The sequence below is a fragment of the Mucilaginibacter sp. 21P genome (genome assembly GCF_019331605.1).
Taxonomy (GTDB): Bacteria; Bacteroidota; Bacteroidia; order Sphingobacteriales; family Sphingobacteriaceae; genus Mucilaginibacter; species Mucilaginibacter achroorhodeus.
In genome coordinates this window covers 1,478,306-1,496,394 of record NZ_CP063061.1, presented here as the reverse complement: position 1 = coordinate 1,496,394, position 18,089 = coordinate 1,478,306, and the positions used below count along the sequence as shown (strand labels likewise).

Genomic DNA, 18,089 nt, shown 5'->3' with positions numbered 1-18,089 from the left:
TTTATGGCCATGAAAAATCAGCGCAAAGCAATGGCTTGCGCATAACTGTGCTGACCGGTAAAAAAATAATGGATAGCAGTTTTGACCGGGATGATCAGAACGGCGTAAGCCGGAAGATGGGAATTGCAGATAGCTGGGCGGAAACCAATGACCTGGTTGTTCGCATTGCCCGTTTGATGATCATTGCAAAGCTGTCTGCTTGCCATAAGATCATTTCAGCACGGCGCCAGTAGATAAGCAGCGACTGATAAGGTGAGTGAAGATAGCGATACCTGAACTTGATCTTTAGCGGCTTCGTAGCGCCATCACTATCCGTCACTTTTGTCTGCTTGCCCAGCCAAACCACCAGATTTTGCGGTGCATGACCATTGATGATATAAGTGAACCCTTTGGCGGGTTGGGCATCGAACAGTTCAGCACCGTGGAAACAGACCAATGTATTGATCAGCCAGGCGGAAACCAGAAAGATTAGCCACTTTTTTAATATCATATGGTTTAATGTAACAATATTCGTGCAAAAAACCAAATTTTAGGGCTAGTCGTTCACCGGAGGCTCCGGCTTCTGATCGCCTCTGTCCCTCCGGGGCAACCTGAATACCGGCGCTTCATAGTCATCGGGCAAATATTCGGCAGGAACAGTGGTCACATTGCCGTCACGTACCGCCCGGTAGTGCGGAGACATGATCTCGACCCCTTCCTTATTGAAGCAATCCTGGATATTGGCGTGCAGGCTGGAGTAAATAAGCGCCTGCTTATTAGGCTCTTTAGTGTAAGCATTGATGTTGTAGCTCACATAATAATCTTCCAGTCCTGTCTGCAACACAAAGGGGGCAGGGTCCTGTTCGATATGAATGGTCTGACCAGCCGCAGTGATCAGCAGGCGATGAACCTGACGCCAGGGGACATCATAACCAATGGTTACGGTAGTATTAATGATCAGCCCAGCGGTAGGAGCTTCGCTGCTGTAATTGGTCGTATGGCTGGACATCACGGTCGAATTCGGAATCGAGATCAATTCATTCTTGATTGTTTTAACCCGGGTCACCAGAACGGTCTTCTCGATCACATCACCCGTCACGTCACCGATCTTGACCCGATCACCGACTTTGAATGCCCGCATATAGGTCATGACCAGCCCCGCCACCACATTGCTGAGCGCGCCTGCGGAGCCAAAAGTAAAGAGCACGCCCATAAAAACGGAAACCCCTTTAAAGATAGGCGAATCCGAACCGGGCAGGTAAGGGAAGATCACGATGAGCATAAACGCCAATACCAGTACGCGGGCGATCTGGTAGGTCGGATTCGCCCAATCTGCATAAAAGCCTGGAATGTGCAATTGTCCCCGTTCGATCTCCGTCTTTAAATATCTGAGCAAGCGGATCACATAACGGAATACGACCACCAGTACAATAATAGTGATCAGGTTAGGCACATAGTTCCAAACCGCCAGCGCAATGCGCCTGACCGGATCTAATATGTAATCAAGCAAACGGTTGGACAATTCACGGGTGAAGGGAAAGATCCCGAACAATACCGGCAGAGCCAGGTAGAGTACCAGCAGAACCACCACCCATTTGACCAGTGTCAGCAGGGCGCTGATCACGGTTAGCTGTTGGTCGGAATTGAATACCTCGTAATTCTTTAACTTAAAACCTTTGATGTAGGTACCCTGCGATCTGACCACTTTAACCTGGATCGAACGGAACAAACGGTTAACACCATAAATGATCAGCGCAACAACGACGATCACAAGGAAGGCCAGCAGGCCTTCCTTGACCAGATTTTGCCAGCTCGTTTCGTTCTGATATCTGACCACGGCGTCAGCAATGACGTTACGCAGCCTGGTCGCTAATTGTTCACGGCTGGTGTTGAGCCAGAGTGCGTCCTGGTCAGATACAGAGATTAGGAGTGAGTTTCCGTAAACGATATCGGTGCTGAGTTCAGCAGGACCAAGTTTCAACGAGTCTGTATTAAAATTGAAACGTTCTCCCAAACCTTTAATGCGGGCACTAATGGCAGCGGCTCTGTCCTGTGCGGTAAAGCTACCCTGCCTCACATAGATCTTGAACAAAGTATCTTGCATCAGCATCACCGGGAATCCTTTGATGAAGCGGCGAAGAGAATCTACTTCATGTTTCTGTCGGCTGCGTTTCACCGAATCCTGTTGCCGAATATGCTCGAGCTGCTTTTGCAATTCCGCTTTTTTGAGATTATCCGTGCTACTCAATTCTGCCACTTTTGCCTCCAGTTCCACCCGTTTGAGCGAATCGGCCAGCCGTTCCGCAGCGAACTGTTTGACACGGGCTGATTGCTTGTCCAAACGAGCGTTGTCCAAAGAATCTTTCCGCTGCTGAAGACTGTCCTGCTGTGCAAAGCCTGTCAGCGGCCTGACAAGATATAGTACCGTCAGGGTCATTAACAATAAGTATCTCGAGCAACGTATGTTTTTGATCATCAGCCTCTATAGGTAATATTATTAATTCTTAAAAATCTACATAAATGTATAAAAAGTGTGGTCTAACCGTTGATCGGATCATCTTTTTCCTTTGGCCGCAACATAGGATCGCGCCACCGTCGATCTTCGACAAGTGATCCTTTCAATAGATAAGATACGCAAATACACTTATTACAATACGGATTAGACAAACTATTTGTTCGCTTCTGTTTTTATCAAGGTAAACGACCCGCATATGAAAATATTGATCAAATGGCTGCGTAAGCATTATAATAAGATCACCAGCAGTATCGCATTTTACCCGGCGATCATTGCCGTAGTCTATTTGTTATTATCGGTCATCATGCTGCGGATAGATTTTTCTCCTTCGGGAAAACAGTTCAAGCAGCAATTGAGCTGGCTTAGTCTTAAAGATGCCAGTACGGCAAGGTCCATTTTGACCACAATTGCAGGCGGCATCATTTCTCTGACGGTGTTCAGTTTCTCCATGGTCATGATCGTTCTTAACCAGGCTGCATCACAAATGAGCAACCGCATACTGAACAGTATGATCGGTAACCGGTTCCAGCAGGTGGTACTGGGTTGTTATATCGGCACCATAGTTTATGCACTCTTCCTTTTAAGTACCATCCGTGATATCAGCAGCGGCGTTTATGTGCCGGCGATCAGCATCTACCTGCTCATCATCCTGACCGTTGCCGACATTTTTCTGTTCATCTACTTTTTGGATTATGTTACGCAGACCGTGAAATTCGAAACGGTCATCAAAAGGGTGCAGACGCAAACACTTGAATCTATGAAAAAGCATTTTTGTAGCACTGTCGATGAAAAGCTTGAAGATGACCCTGCGGGATCCTTCATACTACCTGCAAATGAATCAGGTTATTACCAGGGCTTCAATGAAAAGACGCTAATGCAATTGGCGACCCAACAACAGTTGAAGATCGATCTTCTTCATCAAAAAGGATCCTATCTCATCAAAGGGTCAGACTTTTTAAAGATCTATGGAGTCACCGGCCTGACAGAGGAAGTAAAAAGAGACATTTACCTCAATATAGATTTTTTTCCTGGTCAACCGATCGATGTGAATCCTGAATATGGCTTTCGTCAATTGGCCGAAGTGGCCATTAAGGCGCTGAGTCCGGGTATCAATGATCCCGCTACTGCGGTGCTGGCCATCAATGCCTTGTCAGACCTTTTCGCCTACAGGCTCTCTCATTGCTTGCCGGAAATTATCAGAGACAAGAATGGTGATCCACGTATCCGTCAGCAGGTGGCTACTTTTGAGGAATTGTTTGAAGATTGTATCGGACCGATCTGCCACTACGGCAAAGATGACCGCTACGTAAAGGATGCAATAAAGCACCTGGCCGATCAGCTGCGACAACAAGATAGTTCCGGGAACCATCACCAGATCCTGCAGGCTTTTAAGGATAAAGCTGTTGCTGCTTAGCCACTTGATCATCTATACAACAGACGGCATGGCGGTTTGATCAAAAGGCCGTTATCCGGGTAGAACAGATAACGGTAGATGGGTCGGCAGTCAGGTCCTTAAACATTTTACCTTGAGAAATAGCGGACGACAGCTAGCGTTGTATGACACGCAGATTTTAAACCAACCGAGGTAATGTGAATTATTTCCGTTCTTTCATATCGCTCAGTGGAACACCACCCTTAATACCAAAATCAAGCGTCCTGATCGGAAACGGTATCATGATGTCGTTCTCATCATAAGCCTTCTTGATCCGCATAATGGCTTCGCTGCCGACTTGCAGAAACGCAGGCTGCTCAGGTGAGTTTACCCAAAGCCGGATAACAAAGTTGATGGAGCTGTCCCCGAACTCCTGATAAAACATAGTGACCTCGCTGTCCTCACAAAGGCCCGGGATATCTTTTACAGCCGCAAGCGTTACCGTCTTAACTTTATCCAGATCATCTCCGTAAGACACGCCGATGCTCAGGTCAAATCTTCTTTTACCCAGCATCGAATAATTCTCGATGGGATTTTGGAATACGTCTTTATTGGGAATGATCACCATTTGTCCCTGGAAAGTGCGTACGATGGTATCACGGAGGTTGATCTCCTCCACTTTACCCATATAGTCCTTGACCTTCACGATATCTCCCACATTGAGCGGCCGACGGATAGAGATCAGGATCCCGGACATAAAATTAGCGGCAATGTCCTGAAATGCAAAGGCCAGCGCAAGTCCGGCGATACCTGCCCCCGCCAAAATGGTGGTGACCGCCTTATCCAGTTTTAATATGCTGAGTGCAATAAAAAAGAATACACCCAGTAAGAACAGGTATATAAGCGAGCCAAAAAGGTTATCCAGCGTTTGGTTAGGAATGAATCGCCGCATCAACCGCTGAAGGGCTTTGCTGGCTGATCTGGCGATAAAGAAGCCAAACGTCATTATCAGAGCGGCCAAAAAAATGTTGGGCAGCAGACGAATGAACTCCCTGGTCCAAAGTGTCAGCTTTTCTGTTATTAGTCGGTATGCATGATCTATATCCATAAAAAGCATTTACATGATAAGCCTAACCCCTCCGAGCTCCGAAACATGATACGGAAATTTGTTACCTGGCGCACCGATGAACATAAAGTTCTTCGGAATGCCCCATTCCTCCGACAGCCGGTCTATCATTTCCGGACCGAACTGTCCCTCGATCTCTACGAAATTAATATCAATGTCCGGGTAAGCCCGATCCAGTACTTCAATGTCTACTTTCAAGTTGTCATTATTACTATCTTCATTGGCGATATGGACGATCTTCAGGCGCTTGGTCGCTTCGTTTTCCTCCACATAGATCATCACACGGTTGAGGATGGCCACATTGTCCCCCCGGGTGAAGAACACCAATTCCTGCGAATTCAATTTGATCAAAGTTCTGTAAGGTCGTATCGTTCGTTTTACCAGCCGCTGTAAAGGCTGACCGGCATAACTCACCGCGAAGATCAGCCACCTGATCACTCGCACACGGTTTAACATTAACAACACGAACAGGACCGTTGGAATGAGATATTGAATAAATACGTAGAATGATGGCAGATTCAGCCGCATATTACCCAGGAAGGCTGTGATGATAAAGCCTATAGCGATGATGACGGATATGACCGTGGCACGTTCGGGCCGTGGCAACTTTTCCCGTTTTGCCTTCAAAAGCAGGTTGCCCACGCCGAACAAAGCCATTACCAATAGGAAAGAAAACGTATAGACCCCTGCAAGACTTGCCAGATCGCCTTTGGTAACCAGCAAGATGGAAACGCATAATAAAAAGAAGCCGATCACGATGCGGTAATTTACGCCTCTGCGATTTTGAGCCAGGAAGAAATTGGGCAGGATCCTGTCCAGCGTGATCCGCTCGGCAAGGCCGGTCACACCCACATAGGAGGTCAAAACTGCCCCGCTCAATACCAGTACGGCATCGATCACGATGAGGTGACTAAGCCAATTACCGCCGGCCTTTTCTCCCATAAACGAAAGCAGCGATTCCTGATGTCCGCTAATTGCTGCCATAGGAAGGACAGCAAGGGCCAGTAAAGCGATCACAGGGTTAAAAAAACTGACCACCGCCCACATATTACGCAGCGTTTTCGGAAACACGCCAGGCTTTTGCTCTTCTACAAAATTCGCCGAACTTTCAAAACCTGAAATGCCCAGCATGGCCGCCGAGAAGCCCAGGAATAAAGCGGTGGCGACACCTCCTGAAGTGACCGGCAAGTGCCAGTTGGAAAGGAAAATGCCGGTACCATGCTGTACTACGAACCAGCAGGCCGACAGCACGAGCAGCACGAGCGAAGCGATATGGGTGATAAAGATGATGACGGCTACGAAGGCGGACTCGCCGATGCCGATGATCGTGAGCATCATGAAGATGACCAGGATCATGATCGTTGCCGGGATCAGGGGAAGGTCATGCACAATATCGTGAAAATAGAACATAGCCTCATAAGCCGAGATCACGGCGGTAGCCATGTAAGATAAAATGGTCAGACAGGCGGCAAAGGAAGCCGTCCGTTTGGAGGCCGTATTAAGTAAAACATTGTAGGCACCACCATTCAAAGGTAAAGCGCCGACCACCTCGCCATAGATCTTTCGGAACAAAAAAAGCACAAGGGCCACCACCAGCAGGGATATCCAGGCATACTGGCCCGCATAAGCAATGGTCAGCGCGGAAACATACAGGCAAGAAGAACTGATATCGTTACCGGATATAGCGGTAGCCTGTAATTCATTCAGCTTATGTAGTGTTATGTTCTTTTTACTCATCGGCCGGCCTTAGGTGCTGGTTGATATAGTATCAAACATTAAAGATTGCTTTTGTTTGGAAAGCTCGATTTCAGGGCCTGTAAATAACCTGTTCATGGATCTTTTGATCATCATGATCAAGCATTATGTCAGATGCAGCGATAACAACATCGTTCACACGAAACAAAGCTTCCGCTTTGTACTGTTTTCATAAAAGCAAAGTCCGCGGAGCTTCAAAAGTTAGCGTCATCGTGAATTCTAAAAACGGTTGGTCGGCGATCGCTTTTTGACCGGTATTATGCATCATTCAACTATCATAAATAGACAACTGATGAACAGAAATTAGCACTGTTGACCTGAACGAACACCGCAAAAGCTTACAAAAAGGTCGGTTTAAATTTGGTGATCCCACTTTTTTTTCGTATATTAAGCATACTTCAGCAGGAGATCCGTCCGCGATCACCTGGATCTATTAACCCTTAAATTCTAAAGTTATGAATACTGAAATCAAAAATATATTGATCCCTATTGATCTTTCCGACACATCACTTAACGCCCTGAACACTGCTATACAAATGGCTAAACGACATGATGCTGTCTTGCATTTATTGTACGTACAAGACCTGATGCATTATTACCCGGAGATGGGACAGTTAGTGACCATCGCCCCAATGATAGAAGATGTTTGGGAGAAAGACCGAGTATTACTCGATAAGATCGTTATGGCGATACGCAGCAGCCATCAGGTTAATTGCCGCTTGCATATTGAGACCGGACACCGTGCGATCTTGATCGCGGAGGTGTCGAATTATTTAAATGCAGACATCACGGTGATGGGAACAGACCCGGAACTTGCCAAAGATTCTTACCTGATCGATAGCCTGCCCTACAAGGTCCTGCAAAACAGCACGGGACATCTGCTGACCGTACCAGCTGCAAAAGCAGTTGACCAGTTTAGTGACATTATCTTTCCTGTTCTTGGCGGAGAGGACGCGGTCAACAAGTTGCGTCTGTCACGCAGCATCATTAAGAAAAACCATGCTGATGTTTCGGTCATCGGCATGGTAAAAAAGCAAGACCTGGGTCTGCTGAATCCGATCAGGGAACTGGCAGCACGGATCAAATGGAGACTTCAGGCGATCGCCGGATCTGTTAGCCGTAGTTCCGTTTATAGCCTTAATGTTGTAAAAGAACTTATCGGGATCGCCCGCGAAAAAAATGCCGGGCTGCTCGTCATTGAAGCAAAAACACGCCGTGATCTGAAAGAATTTTTCTTCGGCAGTTTCACCCAGCGCATGATCCGGAATACTGAAGTGGCCGTACTGTTCGTTAAAGATCAGCCGATCAAAGCAAAGGTTGAAAGCCCGCTTAAATTAGTTCATTCCAGCAAACTTCAATTAAACTATTAAGTAGGTGAATGATCTAATTAAGATGTTATCTCTTCAAAAGCCACTGATATACCTTTTTCTTTCTTATCTATCGTTGGTTCTTTTTAACCAAGCTTCATATGCTCAGAACTTTCCTGCAAGCCAGCGCATTTGCGGCGATTGGGAGAATCAGGCTAAGTCATTACGTATTCGTATTTATATGGAGCATCAGGAATTTAAAGCGAAGATCATCTGGTTCAGTGATACGGAAGGCAAGCCGATGAGCTACTGGAAAGATAAGCGTAATCCTGATCCAAAGTTGCGAAACCGGACCATACTAGGCATGAGCATTTTGCGCGATCTTGAATATAAGGCTGATAAAGGAACCTGGGAAAACGGCAAGGTTTATGATTCCAAGCATGGTAAGGAATGGAACGCTTCCGCCTCCATAAATAAAAAAGGTTTGCTTAAAGTGCGGGGTTACTGGCATTTCAAATGGATCGGTAAAAGCATGATCTTTCACCGCATTAGGTAAACCAAACCATTACCGGACTAACGCTGTTGCAAAAACAGACCATTGCTCTATGTAGTAGCCGCAGACCATAGCCTTGCAAAACAACAGGAGCGATCAATTGATACATGATGACAAAAACATATCCAGACCCGCTAAAGCCGGTTCTTTATCTTTTCCTGTTGTTCCTTATTTTCAGCGGGCTGTATTTCACTGCCGGAATCCTGGTGCCCGTCGCGCTCGCCGCGATCATCGCCATGCTACTGCTGCCCTTGAGCCGCTGGCTTGAAGAAAATGGAGTTAACCGGACGGTCGCAGCCGTAATCTGCATTCTGGTGCTGTTGGCAGCGGTCGCCGGTTTTGTCTTTTTGCTTAGCTGGCGGGTATCCAATATCCAGACCAACCTGAACCAGGTAGAGGAACAGATCAAAAAACTACTTACCGGACTACAGCAAACGGTGAACGACAAGTTTGGTGTTTCCAAAGCGCAGCAGGAGCAGCTGATCAAAAAACAGGGCTCATCCGGGGCAGGAAGTGCCGCCGGCTACCTGGCCTCGCTGGCTACCGGTTTCCTGGGCTCGCTGACCACCGCTGTCTTAATGCTGATCTATGTATTTCTTTTTATCAGCGCCCGCCGTCATTTTAAGCGTTTTATCCTGAAACTGGCCGGTGATCAGCAGGAGGAAAAAGCGAGCATGATCATGAATGAAGCCACCGGTGTAGCGCAGAAATACCTTTCCGGCCTCGCAAAAATGATCGTTTGCCTTTGGATTATGTATGGCATAGGATTTTCTATCGTCGGTGTAGAGAACGCGTTTTTCTTTGCCATTCTCTGCGGCACTCTGGAGATCATTCCATTTGTCGGCAATATTACCGGTACCACGTTGACCGCAATGATGGCGCTTGCACAGGGCGGCGGCGGCTCCATGGTCATCCAGGTATTGATCACTTATGGGCTAGTGCAGTTCATTCAGAGCTACATACTGCAACCGCTGGTCGTCGGCAAAGATGTCGACGTTAATCCCTTCTTTACCATTTTCGTCTTAATCGTAGGCGAAGCCGTTTGGGGCGTCGGCGGTATGGTACTCGCCATTCCGCTATTGGGGATGCTTAAAATTATATTCGATCATATCGAGCCGCTCAAACCTTACGGTTACCTCATTGGCAATGATGATGAAAGCCGGGATCAAAAACCGCTTTGGTCCAGGATCAAGGCCTGGTTCAAAAAAAAGTCTAATTAAATTGTTGGACTTTAGATATTAACATTTGGCCAGCAGGCATTTATTGCAATTCAAAGACGACCGATCAAAGCTTGCAAAGCAAATACTTTGTTTCTGGATAAAGTAATTAACATAGGCAGTACCCCTGGAATATTTGACACGCCCAATATCGGTTATAGATATCTCAGCGATTTGTAGATCCCGTCACCAGAATACATCAACCCTGAAAAAGGTTACGGGTAACCTGCAAGATGGCCTGTAAAATGATCGAAATGAGAGCGAGTTCAAGTTTGTTACTCACTGCTTCGTGTTAATAGCAAACATGTCCAATGAATAAGAGAAGCGCTCTTAGATTGTTACTTTAAACATTACAGACCACCAGTCATCAACGTTTCATGCTTGGTATTTATATGGAACCTCCGAATTTAAGCAAGATCTCACAGCAGCTTTTCGATCTTAAAACGGCATTTGATTGGACGGTCGTTGGCATCAAGATAGGCCACTTCGACCTCTTCATTTTCTTTAAGCATCATTTCCTTATAAAATTGCAGATCTGTATTCGATCTGCCGTTGATCGAAACGATTGTCTGCCCTTCGCGCAACCCGCTACGGTAAGCAGGCGAATCTTTGATAATGCTGGAGATAATGACCTTATGATCTTTCAGACATAATTTCACCGGAGGCACGGCGGCAACGAACTTCTGTTTATAAAGATAATTTGGTTTGAGATAGATCCGCTTAGCCTTATAATCAATGATGTGATCAAAACGGTTGATGATCTCAGCTCCTAATATCCCCAGGTAACCTTCGTAGGCACTGGCACCTGCCTGATCGGTGGAAATGTTCACTCGTAGTTTTTGGTTAAAATCAAAAGGCCCTAACTTCAAACCACCGATAGCGGCTAACGTTGTGACGCTTTTATCGCTTAGATTATCCTGTGTGCTTTCAACTCGCTTTCCCACTTTGCGCATCAGATCATTTTTCTGCTGAAATGGCGTATTCACCATGAGCGTCAGCCCCGCGCCGCTATCATAAAGCACATTGCCGGACAAATTGTCTCCGTCAACAATTTAATGCTGACCGGTAATTCGGGTATAGGTCGACCGTCGGAAAAATTGAAGCCGATCTCCGTGTAGCCCTTAGTATCCAGCTTTTGATCGAATGGGTATAACAATAAACGTCGTTTGGTAAAGTCGATCACGGTCAGGTAGTTCTTCAGAATGTCGTTGCCGATGATCCCATCAAATTTCCGGCCTACCGTGGCATTCAATCTGGACAGATCATCCAGAACGAAGTTCACACCAGATATGGAAACCGACGAGTTAAGTTGCAAGGTCCTATTCGTTGCATACTGGTAAATTTTGGTACCGCTCGCACCCGATACGCCTTGTTTCATATCTGCCCAGGTAATCAGCCTGAATGATATGTACACTATCCTGGTAGTTCTTAGCACGATTCAAATGGTCATAAGCTTCCCAAAAATGTTTGATATCAATGGTCGTTACATCTTTGGCATTTTCCGGTTCCATTTCTTTAGCGATTCTTTTCCTACGGTTGAGTTCAGCCTTACTCAAGGTAGAAATGTTTATTTTAATGATACCGTTCGGGACAGCTTGAGGTGAGACCGACCTGATGTTCAATCGGTAAATTCTCGAGGGTGTTACAGCGTATTCCAATTTGTCATATCCCTTATTTCCATCGGCCAGATCGGTTGATGCGAGTTTTTTACCCTCTTTATCGTACAGATTGATTTCGATATCAATGTTTTCCTGGTAGACCTTTATTAGATAGGTGCTATTATGATTAAATTTTAAATCCTCATTTAGATCATTCTTGCCATCAAACGAAATGACTTTATTATTTAAGCGGGCCGAAATCGATTGAGCATAACAAGCCTGGCCTACTAGCATCAAAATGAAAAAATATAGTTTTTTGATCATGCTTATGAGAGTTAAGACGTTTTATTACCGGAATCGTGACAGGCAATTGAAAATTTGATATATCCGAGTCCATTTTTCTTTCAAATAAACTACTGTTTAAGCATAAACGTCCTTACAAGCGCTAAGCTCGGTATTGCACCAATTAGGAGAAATTTCAGAAGTTCAGAAAACTAAATTGAATTCTTAGAATAATAGGAGCCGTCTTTCACAATAGAATACATACTTTAGTTTCAAATTACGAGTTATCGTCGCATCAGCGTTCAATTGACCTCAATTCTAACACTGAACTTATGAGATATCTGTTTATACTGGCAATGATCATCCATTCTTCTGGTTTGATCGCCCAACATCGATTGCCTGTGATCAAAGCGACATCTAAGCAGGCCAGGATCTATGAGCAATTTGGTGCCATTTCTAATTGGGGGATTAACCCCAAAATCAAGCTGGATGTACATTCTACAGGTAAGCTGGCAAGACCTGCAGAAATCAAATTCATTACAGACTTGGATTCTATTCGTTTCAAACTGGCACCGGGCCAGCACAAAGACTTTATCGTACTGCTGAATGAAAAGGACTCTTGCCTTACCCGTATAGAATGTCCTGAACTTAAAGATCTAAGCAGATCATCAATTGTCATCCATGATACAATTCCCTTTTTCATCAACAGATATAATACCAATTATGTCCCCGTGGTACTTAATGGAATTGATTCATTATTGCTTAATTTTGATAGCGGGGCTACTGAAGTTTGTATCATCACAGAAAGCCTCAAACATAAGGTTAAAACACAACCCCAATTATATAGCAAAGAGTACCCTATACGAGTAGGACATAACAGTTATAACAGCAAACTGTATGACATCTCTTTAGCCGGTAACGAAGTAGATGGCCTGCTTGGCTGGAATCTATTTGACGGCATGATCGTAGAATTGGATTATGACAACCATAGAATGTTTATTCATTCCCAAATGCCTAAGCACATCATCAACGATCCGGAATATCAAAAATTCAAGCTCACGTATATCAAAAACAAACCTTTTATAGAAAGCGAGATCAGGCAAAATGGTGTAAAAAACAAAAGCTTATTCTTTTTTGACCTGGGCTATCAAAGGGCGGTGATGCTGGATAATGATGCGCTTTCTGCTTCAAAGTTCCCAGTCAGTAAAATGCCGGTAATCAAAAAAGTCATCATGCATGGAACAAGAGGTAATGAATTGCCCGTTATCACTGCTGATTTGGAATGCCTGAAGATCGGAAAGTTCATTTTAAGAAACGTTCCGGCACAGATCATGACGCAAGGCAAACCACTACCAGGAGCTAACGTGCATTATTTAGGAAGTGATGTCTTAAAAAAATTCAATACAGTACTTGACTTCCAGCGAAATGTGATCTATTTGAAGCCTAATTCATTGTATAATAAGCCTTACGCAGATCAAAAAGGAACGAATACCTGATGTATTGTTTCTGGTTTAAATATTGTATAACGATTGTAGCGCCCTTTATACGATCAAGTAAATTACGCCAAAAATTTAATTATGATCTTAAATTTATTATCTTTATTTAAGATTTACGGCTCTAAAAAGAGAAGAAAAAAACTGGTGCGTCATGCGGTGAGTCAAATATTGGCAAACTCATAACAAACTAAAAATGAATACAATACAGAGGTGGGTTCTGAACCCTCCCTCTCCGCCAGGTAGAATATAAAATATCAAAAGGCTTTACATCAACATGTAAGGCCTTTTGATCGGTATAAGTGATTGTGCTTTTTTAAAATAATATTATTTAACAATAGCAGGATAAGTTTGGTCCTGAAACCTGCCCGTAAAACATCTACTTTTTAAGTGTATTTAAATAGATGATTAAGCCGTAGGTAGCGGCTTTCCATTTCTTATCCAGTTCAGGCGGTGCCGCACCCGGGCTTTGTGCAAAGTTTCCTGCTATTATATCAACGTCTCCATCGCCGTCTATGTCGGCTTTTTCAAGCGTTAAACTTTTTAATGGCACGTCACTTTTTAGGTTGTAAGCTTTAAAATTGTATTTGGCGCTATTCATGTTTTCAAGATAAACGAAAGATTCATCTACCAATGGTCCCATATCAGGAAAAAATGCGCTTGCCGCCAGGTCGATATCGCCATCTTTGTCAAAGTCCTCGGCCAGCACGCGTGTTACGCCATGTATAGGATAAAAGAACTTTTCTGCAAATACACTGTTGCCCTCGTTGATATTTATCCTAACGCCATGGTAAGGCTTCAATATGTTTGAGTAATCGGCATTATCACCATGTACAGTTATAATGTCGGTAAGGCCATCACGGTTATAATCTGTAAGTACCATATCGGTAGTACCATAGTTTGGCGGGAAACGCAGCACTCGTTTAGCTTTGAATTTTAGATTATCCGTTTGATAGAAAATGTAAACACTTTCATCACCCTGGGAGAACATAGCAACAATATCCTTCTTGCCGTCGCCATTCATATCCTGCACATAACATTTAATAGCTCCCGCCTGTGGCAGCAATACATCCTCCTTGTACTTTCCCTTTTTGTCTTTTTTAAACAACGATAGTGACCCTAACTTGTTACCAAAATTACATACTACGATCTCAGGCGTGCCATCGTTATTAAGATCTTCTACCGCGGTATTTACCGGCCTGTGTAATGCACCAGCCAACACTGAAGATCCGTCATTCTTTGTGATCTGCCCGGTACTTAACTCTGTAGGATAAAGCTTTCCAATCTGGGTGAAATAAACATCGCCCTTATAAAAACTAAAATCAACAACCGGGCTTTTGGTTGGGATAATATCAACCACACCAATACGCGGTTGCCAGGTTAAAACCTTGTTATAGTAGCTGCCTATCCATAACTTCTTTGTATCCTTATCATACTTTAAACCTGTTATCAAGGATGGTAGCTGCTCGTCTACCTGCACATCGTTCCTTACAAATTGCGTTAGTTTACTATCCCTGGTTAAACGGCTTCTATCTAATGGAATTGAATCCGGAGCGTTTTTAAGAATGTAATTTTTTAGCTGGTCCCATTGTTTATCTGTCAACATTGGATTTTCAGGGATAATGGCATTTTTGTTAACTATCTTCCGTTCCTCTTCAGAAAGGCCTTTTAATGGGTCATAATTTGGATAGATTATCCCCATTCTGCTGGCCATAACGGGTAGCACGTGCAATTGCCATATATTTTTTGTAAGACTTGCCGGGTTAGGTAACATATGGCAAATGGCGCAATAGGTTGTAAACAGCCCTTTTCCATCATCTTTGATGGTAACACTTTTTTTAACGGTAAACGAATTGAAGCCTACTAAAGCTACACCTAAATACAAACTACTGAATAAAACTTTCGTTAGCCTACCACCCATCGCGCGCTTATTGTTAATTTTAAAGAAATATGACTCAACTGGAAAGGTACTACCAAAAACTCCTTCAAAATTGATGTAATAAAGAAATTACTTGATCTAAATGCTCGAAGAAAGCGTTTGATAATATTGAAAGGCTGATGCAACGCAAACTCAAAGCTTGTACTATTAGTTTTAAAGCTTTGAGTTGCTCAGATATCTCTCTTTAATTTCTTATTAGCTAATAAACAGCTTGAGCATTGGGTTACGTGGATGGCTGAAAGCGTTTGCATTGCCGTAAATAGAAAAGCCATATCCATAAATATTTTACAAAATTATATTGTGCAAAACATTTATAGATTTGCATCGTTATAACACCATGGAAGATTTATTAAAGCTCGAAAATCAGATCTGTTTCCCTGCGTATGCTTTTTCCAGAAACCTGACAAATTTGTACAGGCCGCTGCTGGCCAAATTAGATATTACCTATCCGCAATACTTGGTGCTGATGGTATTGTGGGAACATAAAACGCAAACCGTAAACCAGTTAGGAGAAAAGTTATACCTCGATACTGGCACCCTTACCCCGTTATTGAAAAGATTAGAGCAGAAAGGACTTGTAAACCGAATAAGGGGCACACAGGACGAGCGTATTGTCATGATTTCTTTGACAACCACAGGCAGCCAATTGAAAGAAGAAGCAAAGCATATCCCAATGGAGTTAGTGAAATGCGCAAATGTTTCTATTGATGAACTCTTGCAACTACGCACTCTTTTAAATAAAGTTTTAGGCAAATAATGCGCACTACCAAAATACAGAATATAGCCCGCATAGTTCTGGGTACTTTCTTAACCTTTGCGGGTGTAAGTCACCTTACCTTTAACCGTACGGAGTTTTTGGCGCAGGTACCTAAATGGTTGCCTATCAACCCGGACCTGACAGTCGTGTTATCCGGCATTGTAGAGATAAGTTTGGGTTTAGCGCTCATTTTTGCAGTAAAGTACAAAAAATGGGTTGGCATTACAGCAGCCATTTTCTTTATACTCATCTTCCCAGGCAATGTCTCTCAGTATGTTAATAAAGTAAACGCCTTCGGCCTCAATACCGATAACGCAAGGCTCATCAGACTCTTTTTTCAGCCGATCCTTATTCTATGGGCGCTTTGGAGCACCAACGCGCTTAAAAACAAAAATCAATAACATATAACTTTAAAAAATCACCGATGAAAATTTTATTTGTAGTTACCTCACACGATAAATTAGGCAATACAGGCCACAAAACAGGTTTTTGGGTTGAGGAATTTGCCGCACCTTATTACAAGTTTACAGATGCCGGTTACGAAGTGGTGGTAGCTACCCCAAAAGGCGGCCAGGCACCTATTGACCCCAACAGCGAAGCGCCTTCTGCACAAACCGAAGCTACCAAACGTTATTACAACGATGCGAAGGTGCAGGATATAATTGCCCACACCCATAAGCTTGATGAAATGAATGCATCTGATTTTGATGCGATATTTTACCCAGGTGGCCATGGCCCGCTATGGGATTTGGCTAACGATACGAAGTCGGCACAACTGATCCTCGACTTTTATAACGCCGGAAAATTAGTGGGTGCAGTTTGCCATGCGCCGGGCGTTTTCAAAAATGTGAAATTTGAGAATGGCGAGTCATTTGTAAAAGGAAAAGATGTTACCGGGTTTACAAATACCGAAGAAGCGGCAGTAAAACTGACTGATGTTGTGCCATTCCTGGTTGAAGACGAACTGAAAAACCTGGGCGGAAATTACAGTAAAACCGACGACTGGGGCGTACATGTGGTTGAAGACGGTTTATTGATAACCGGACAAAATCCTGCGTCATCAGAAGGTGTTGCAGAAAAGATGATCGCCCGTTTAAAATAATTATTTAAGAAGACCTAAAAAATGAAAACACTATATACTGCGGAAGCAACCGCAACCGGAGGCCGCAACGGCCATGTAAAAAGCAGCAACGGCGTATTAGACCTGGAAGTCAGGATGCCCAAAGCACTTGGCGGCACCAGCGATGATCATACCAATCCAGAGCAATTGTTTGCTGCAGGTTATGCAGCCTGCTTTGACAGCGCCCTTAACTTAGTGATCAAACAAGAAAAGGTTTCTACTGGCGACACGGCTGTTACTGCAAAGGTAAGCATCGGTCAAAACGATGCGGGAGGTTTTGGCCTTGCCGTTGAGCTTGATGTGAACGTTAGCGAAACTGAACTTGAAAAAGCTAAAGAACTGGTAGAGAAAGCACACCAGATATGCCCCTACTCTAACGCCACTCGTGGTAACATCGAAGTGAAGTTAGCAGTTACCAATAATTAAAAATTTATACAATGTCATTAATAGAAGATCTGAAGTGGAGATATGCCACTAAGAAGTATGACCCGACTAAAAAAGTAAGCCAGGAAAATATCGATAAAATTGTTGAAGCCGCTCGATTAGCACCTACATCATCAGGCTTGCAGCAGTTTCGTGTGCTGGTTGTGTCTAACCAGGAGATAAAAGAAAAGCTCGCACCAAGCTCCCTTAATCCCGAGGTGATGGTTGATTGCTCGCACGTGCTGGTATTTGCAGCCTGGGACAGGTATAGTGCCGAACGGATAGACAGCATTTATGACCGCATAACCGATGAGCGGGGCTTGCCCCAGGGAAGGTTTAGCAGCTATACAGATAAGATCAAAAGCCTTTATCTTAACCAAAGCGCGGAGGAGAACTTTGTGCACACTGCCCGTCAATCATACATCGCTTTTGCTATGGCTATTGCACAAGCGGCCGAACTAAGGATAGACAGCACCCCGGCAGAAGGTTTTAACAATGCGCTGGTGGATGAACTGCTCGACCTTAAATCATTAGGCCTAAAAAGTGTAACCCTGCTGTACTTAGGTTACCGCGACGAAAACGATTGGCTTGCACCGATGAAAAAAGTACGCAACCCAACCGAAGACTTTGTAATAGAAGTTAAATAAGCTACA

18 protein-coding genes are annotated in these 18,089 nt (G+C 44.1%); 10 read left to right on the top strand and 8 right to left on the bottom strand.

Annotation, left to right across the window (positions count from 1 at the left end; all coding sequences use genetic code 11):
- Positions 1-94: 94 nt before the first annotated feature.
- Complete coding sequence (locus INP83_RS06650; protein WP_219126788.1) at positions 95-490, bottom strand: hypothetical protein; 396 nt, start codon at positions 488-490, stop codon at positions 95-97.
- 45 nt (positions 491-535) lie between these two features.
- Entirely contained in the window at positions 536-2,416 is a 1,881-nt protein-coding gene (locus INP83_RS06645; protein WP_255563268.1) for a mechanosensitive ion channel family protein, read from the bottom strand.
- 274 nt (positions 2,417-2,690) lie between these two features.
- Between INP83_RS06645 and INP83_RS06640 the strand changes: the two genes are divergently transcribed.
- Complete coding sequence (locus INP83_RS06640; RefSeq protein WP_219126786.1) at positions 2,691-3,908, top strand: DUF2254 domain-containing protein; 1,218 nt, start codon at positions 2,691-2,693, stop codon at positions 3,906-3,908.
- 181 nt (positions 3,909-4,089) lie between these two features.
- Here the strand turns inward: INP83_RS06640 and INP83_RS06635 are convergent, their stop codons facing one another.
- On the bottom strand, positions 4,090-4,974 hold the full coding sequence (locus INP83_RS06635; protein WP_219126785.1) for a mechanosensitive ion channel family protein: 885 nt from the start codon (positions 4,972-4,974) through the stop codon (positions 4,090-4,092).
- Between the two features lie 9 nt (positions 4,975-4,983).
- Entirely contained in the window at positions 4,984-6,729 is a 1,746-nt protein-coding gene (locus INP83_RS06630) for an APC family permease (protein WP_219126784.1), read from the bottom strand.
- 473 nt (positions 6,730-7,202) lie between these two features.
- Here INP83_RS06630 and INP83_RS06625 point away from each other — a divergent pair, with 473 nt between their 5' ends.
- The 3 genes from INP83_RS06625 (at position 7,203) to INP83_RS06615 (ending at position 9,827) form a co-directional block, all read left to right on the top strand.
- Positions 7,203-8,117 carry a universal stress protein gene (locus INP83_RS06625; protein WP_219126783.1) on the top strand — a complete coding sequence of 305 codons (915 nt, stop codon included), beginning with the start codon at positions 7,203-7,205 and terminating at the stop codon, positions 8,115-8,117.
- A gap of 22 nt (positions 8,118-8,139) precedes the next feature.
- Entirely contained in the window at positions 8,140-8,610 is a 471-nt protein-coding gene (locus INP83_RS06620) for a DUF2147 domain-containing protein (RefSeq protein ID WP_219126782.1), read from the top strand.
- Between the two features lie 104 nt (positions 8,611-8,714).
- Positions 8,715-9,827: an AI-2E family transporter gene (locus INP83_RS06615; protein WP_255563267.1), complete on the top strand. Its 1,113-nt coding sequence runs from the start codon at positions 8,715-8,717 to the stop codon at positions 9,825-9,827.
- A gap of 416 nt (positions 9,828-10,243) precedes the next feature.
- On the opposite strand, the gene INP83_RS06610 is transcribed toward INP83_RS06615, so the two are convergent.
- The 3 genes from INP83_RS06610 to INP83_RS06600 are packed head-to-tail and all read right to left on the bottom strand — an operon-like array spanning position 10,244 to position 11,746.
- Positions 10,244-10,813, bottom strand: a complete 570-nt coding sequence (locus INP83_RS06610; protein WP_219126781.1) for a PDZ domain-containing protein — start codon at positions 10,811-10,813, stop codon at positions 10,244-10,246.
- Positions 10,814-10,818: 5 nt separating this feature from the next.
- On the bottom strand, positions 10,819-11,106 hold the full coding sequence (locus tag INP83_RS06605; protein WP_219126780.1) for a hypothetical protein: 288 nt from the start codon (positions 11,104-11,106) through the stop codon (positions 10,819-10,821).
- Positions 11,107-11,143: 37 nt separating this feature from the next.
- A complete protein-coding gene (locus INP83_RS06600; RefSeq protein ID WP_219126779.1) occupies positions 11,144-11,746 on the bottom strand; it encodes a hypothetical protein in 603 nt (200 codons plus the stop codon).
- 290 nt (positions 11,747-12,036) lie between these two features.
- On the opposite strand from INP83_RS06600, the gene INP83_RS06595 reads away from it, so the two are divergent.
- A complete protein-coding gene (locus tag INP83_RS06595) occupies positions 12,037-13,200 on the top strand; it encodes a hypothetical protein (RefSeq protein WP_219126778.1) in 1,164 nt (387 codons plus the stop codon).
- Positions 13,201-13,576: 376 nt separating this feature from the next.
- On the opposite strand, the gene INP83_RS06590 is transcribed toward INP83_RS06595, so the two are convergent.
- Positions 13,577-15,118 carry a VCBS repeat-containing protein gene (locus INP83_RS06590; protein ID WP_219126777.1) on the bottom strand — a complete coding sequence of 514 codons (1,542 nt, stop codon included), beginning with the start codon at positions 15,116-15,118 and terminating at the stop codon, positions 13,577-13,579.
- A gap of 355 nt (positions 15,119-15,473) precedes the next feature.
- Here INP83_RS06590 and INP83_RS06585 point away from each other — a divergent pair, with 355 nt between their 5' ends.
- From INP83_RS06585 to INP83_RS06565, 5 genes are read left to right on the top strand one after another with little or no spacing between them, the layout of a single operon-like run.
- The gene (locus tag INP83_RS06585) at positions 15,474-15,893 is read left to right on the top strand and encodes a MarR family winged helix-turn-helix transcriptional regulator (RefSeq protein WP_219126776.1); all 420 of its coding nucleotides are present in this window, start codon (positions 15,474-15,476) and stop codon (positions 15,891-15,893) included.
- Entirely contained in the window at positions 15,893-16,294 is a 402-nt protein-coding gene (locus INP83_RS06580) for a DoxX family membrane protein (RefSeq protein ID WP_146268946.1), read from the top strand. The genes INP83_RS06585 and INP83_RS06580 overlap by 1 nt, the downstream gene beginning before the upstream one ends.
- 23 nt (positions 16,295-16,317) lie before the next feature.
- Positions 16,318-16,995, top strand: coding sequence for a type 1 glutamine amidotransferase domain-containing protein (locus INP83_RS06575; RefSeq protein WP_146268947.1), 678 nt, complete (start codon positions 16,318-16,320; stop codon positions 16,993-16,995).
- Positions 16,996-17,016: 21 nt separating this feature from the next.
- The gene (locus INP83_RS06570; protein WP_219126775.1) at positions 17,017-17,439 is read left to right on the top strand and encodes an organic hydroperoxide resistance protein; all 423 of its coding nucleotides are present in this window, start codon (positions 17,017-17,019) and stop codon (positions 17,437-17,439) included.
- Between the two features lie 11 nt (positions 17,440-17,450).
- Positions 17,451-18,083: a nitroreductase family protein gene (locus tag INP83_RS06565; protein ID WP_219126774.1), complete on the top strand. Its 633-nt coding sequence runs from the start codon at positions 17,451-17,453 to the stop codon at positions 18,081-18,083.
- Positions 18,084-18,089: the final 6 nt, after the last annotated feature.

What these genes read in the sequence shown, in the direction of transcription:
- INP83_RS06650 (WP_219126788.1), bottom strand. Translation starts at nt 490, where the DNA reads ATGATATTAAAAAAGTGGCTAATCTTTCTGGTTTCCGCCTGGCTGATC.
- INP83_RS06645 (WP_255563268.1), bottom strand. Translation starts at nt 2,416, where the DNA reads ATGACCCTGACGGTACTATATCTTGTCAGGCCGCTGACAGGCTTTGCA.
- INP83_RS06640 (WP_219126786.1), top strand. Translation starts at nt 2,691, where the DNA reads ATGAAAATATTGATCAAATGGCTGCGTAAGCATTATAATAAGATCACC.
- INP83_RS06635 (WP_219126785.1), bottom strand. Translation starts at nt 4,974, where the DNA reads ATGGATATAGATCATGCATACCGACTAATAACAGAAAAGCTGACACTT.
- INP83_RS06630 (WP_219126784.1), bottom strand. Translation starts at nt 6,729, where the DNA reads ATGAGTAAAAAGAACATAACACTACATAAGCTGAATGAATTACAGGCT.
- INP83_RS06625 (WP_219126783.1), top strand. Translation starts at nt 7,203, where the DNA reads ATGAATACTGAAATCAAAAATATATTGATCCCTATTGATCTTTCCGAC.
- INP83_RS06620 (WP_219126782.1), top strand. Translation starts at nt 8,140, where the DNA reads ATGTTATCTCTTCAAAAGCCACTGATATACCTTTTTCTTTCTTATCTA.
- INP83_RS06615 (WP_255563267.1), top strand. Translation starts at nt 8,715, where the DNA reads ATGATGACAAAAACATATCCAGACCCGCTAAAGCCGGTTCTTTATCTT.
- INP83_RS06610 (WP_219126781.1), bottom strand. Translation starts at nt 10,813, where the DNA reads ATGGTGAATACGCCATTTCAGCAGAAAAATGATCTGATGCGCAAAGTG.
- INP83_RS06600 (WP_219126779.1), bottom strand. Translation starts at nt 11,746, where the DNA reads ATGATCAAAAAACTATATTTTTTCATTTTGATGCTAGTAGGCCAGGCT.
- INP83_RS06595 (WP_219126778.1), top strand. Translation starts at nt 12,037, where the DNA reads ATGAGATATCTGTTTATACTGGCAATGATCATCCATTCTTCTGGTTTG.
- INP83_RS06590 (WP_219126777.1), bottom strand. Translation starts at nt 15,118, where the DNA reads ATGGGTGGTAGGCTAACGAAAGTTTTATTCAGTAGTTTGTATTTAGGT.
- INP83_RS06585 (WP_219126776.1), top strand. Translation starts at nt 15,474, where the DNA reads ATGGAAGATTTATTAAAGCTCGAAAATCAGATCTGTTTCCCTGCGTAT.
- INP83_RS06580 (WP_146268946.1), top strand. Translation starts at nt 15,893, where the DNA reads ATGCGCACTACCAAAATACAGAATATAGCCCGCATAGTTCTGGGTACT.
- INP83_RS06575 (WP_146268947.1), top strand. Translation starts at nt 16,318, where the DNA reads ATGAAAATTTTATTTGTAGTTACCTCACACGATAAATTAGGCAATACA.
- INP83_RS06570 (WP_219126775.1), top strand. Translation starts at nt 17,017, where the DNA reads ATGAAAACACTATATACTGCGGAAGCAACCGCAACCGGAGGCCGCAAC.
- INP83_RS06565 (WP_219126774.1), top strand. Translation starts at nt 17,451, where the DNA reads ATGTCATTAATAGAAGATCTGAAGTGGAGATATGCCACTAAGAAGTAT.